General features: G+C 35.9%; 1 protein-coding gene and 2 pseudogenes. 2 read left to right on the top strand and 1 reads right to left on the bottom strand.

Annotated elements, in window-relative coordinates:
• Window positions 1-1,160: pseudogene (locus KPC_RS19050) on the bottom strand (ISL3 family transposase); the annotation flags it as partial.
• Between the two features lie 88 nt (window positions 1,161-1,248).
• Between KPC_RS19050 and KPC_RS19045 the strand changes: the two are divergent.
• Window positions 1,249-2,128: pseudogene (locus KPC_RS19045) on the top strand (IS982-like element ISAba4 family transposase).
• A gap of 147 nt (window positions 2,129-2,275) precedes the next feature.
• A partial coding sequence (locus KPC_RS19040; protein WP_146196669.1) for a transposase occupies window positions 2,276-2,495 on the top strand: 220 nt, incomplete at its 3' end.

Below are 2,495 nucleotides of genomic sequence, written 5' to 3'. Positions count from 1 at the left end.
GGAATATAAGCGCCATATTCCAACTTAGTATTCTCTTGCTTGGTTGGAAATGCAGTTAAACCCTCATAACCTTCGGTTGATTTTAATGAAGATGATGGAGTCTTTAAAGTTGTAATAGATCGAGCCACTTTGTTATATAACATTTTTGCTCGAAGCACTTCAAAAGTATAGCCACGCCCCATTCGGTTCGCTACTCTTGTAATACCATTATGCCCCTCAGTATAAGCATTGGTAATTCTTATTGGCGCATCCCAATAGGTGAATATATCCTCAAAGTGATTATTCACAGTTTTAGCAACATCACGAAAAGACTTTAAATATTTGGGAATACTACTTTCCCATTCATGAAACCTTTGTATGGCATTGTCTTTGGTTGTTGCTTCATAAATATTATAAAACTGCTCTTTGAGGTCATAAGCTTCCTTAAATTCAGGATGCCATTTTTCTAAATTTCCTAAAATTCTTTGTTGATCTTCGGTCAATGAATTTGGTCGTCTAAGCAGTATCCACCGTAAATGTTTTTTCATATTCAGTCGGGCATCACGATCCAAACTACTTTGTAAAGCTTTACGTTCAGTGTCTAAAGCTTCACTTACCATTCTCACTACATGAAACTTATCAATAACCAACTTGGCATTTGGTAGGTGCAGACGGAATGACTTTTTGAAGGGTCGCCACATATCACTACAAATCCATTCTACTTTTTCTGCATCAGGCAGTTTGGCGAAGTATGGTATCAATGTATCTTGAGTTCTTTCAGGCAACATATCATATAAGCTGTTCATAGCAAGGTTGGTGATGACACAGCGATATGTTCCCATCAATTTAAGTTCATCAATACCCATAATCGTTGGAGTTTCAAACTTAATATCTCGTTCTAATTCCTCCACGAAATCGAGCGTAATGTTTTTAATGGTGTTCACGACTACACCCGTATCTTCGGCAAGCTGCGTAAAGGTTCGATCTAAGCAACGCTTGCGTACTTGCTGAATCAGCCGATGGGTCGCTCTACGTTTTTCATCCAAGAAGCTGAGTTGATGGGTAATCATGCTTTTGCATTCAGAACAGCGATAGCGTGTTCGTATCACCTCAATTTTTACTGGTTGCATCTGCAAAGGGGTATCAGCAAAATGATTGATACGCTGACCGTGCTTATATAACCCGAATTACGGATAAGAAAAGCCCTTGAAAAAAAGGTAGTTAGAGCCATTTAGAAAGTTACGACACAACCTAAAGGCTCTAACTACCATGTACGATTTTACAGAAATTTTTTGTATTGTTGATGATTTTTTCAAAAAATTTGAACCCATCTATTGGCAATTTCTCAAGCAAGAAAACAAACGTCAACGTATCAGACAAGCAACGCTATCTTTATCAGAAATTGTGGCTATCTCCATCTACTACAAAACATCTCAAGTACATAATTTTAAGATGTTTTTTAACTTGCTTTGTCAGTTTGAAAGCAAACTCTTTAAAGACTTGCCTTGTTATAAAAACCTGATTATCCTCATCAATCAGCACCAACTTGCTATTCATGCTTTGCTTTATGCGTTGAGCCAAGAAGATGAAAGTTCATATTTATGGATTGATTCAACACCTTTACCTGTTTGTAAAAATAAAAGAATACCTAAAGGTCATCATGCTTTAGATGAGATTGCTTCTCGTGGTAAAAGTACGATGGGCTGGTTTTATGGTTGCAAATTACACTTGTTGATGAATCAAGAGGGTGAAATTGTAAATTCAGATTTATCAAACGGACATATTGCTGATCTTAAAAAAGTTGAGGATTTAGTGAATGGCTTATCAGCAACGGTCTATGGTGATAGAGGCTACATTAGCCAACCATTGAAAGAAACACTTAAAGAGCAAGGCATTGATTTAATGACTTATCCAAGAAAAAAATATGAGAGTGACCTTATTGCCATTTTCTGATGAATTTCATCTACGACAACGTAACAGAATTGAAACATTGATAGGATTATTGAAAGAAAAATATCACTTAGTTACGAGTAAACATCATTCGATTGCTGGTTTTTTAGCAGGCGTATTTTCTTCACTATGTGCGTATCAACTTTGCCAAAAGAATAAGCCTAAAATTCATGTGATTAAATCTTTGGCTTATCCGTAACTGGGTTTATTATATTGATTGAAAAGTCGACTATAGATTCTGATTCACTCAAACCGAGATGGATTGAATAGGGTCTGTTGACATTTGCTGTATAAAAAAATAGCGAGATAGTAAAATTCAATCGCCAAACCAAATTCACTACTCGCTATGCCTCGTACAATGTTGAATGATCAACACTGGTCTAAGTTAAAAGCTATTCTCCGCAATTTTAATATTTATCTCAAATCAAATTTGAGAAATTTTTTTGAGGCAATCCTATATCGTATTAGAACAGGATGCCCTTGGAGAGATTTACCCGAGGTTTTTGGTAATCCAAACTCAATTTTTAAAAAGTACAATCGCTGGTCTAATAAAGATAAGCTAATGA

The sequence above is a fragment of the Acinetobacter stercoris genome (assembly GCF_900323515.1).
Taxonomy (GTDB): domain Bacteria; phylum Pseudomonadota; class Gammaproteobacteria; order Pseudomonadales; family Moraxellaceae; genus Acinetobacter; species Acinetobacter stercoris.
This window is presented reverse-complemented; position numbering and strand designations above follow the sequence as displayed.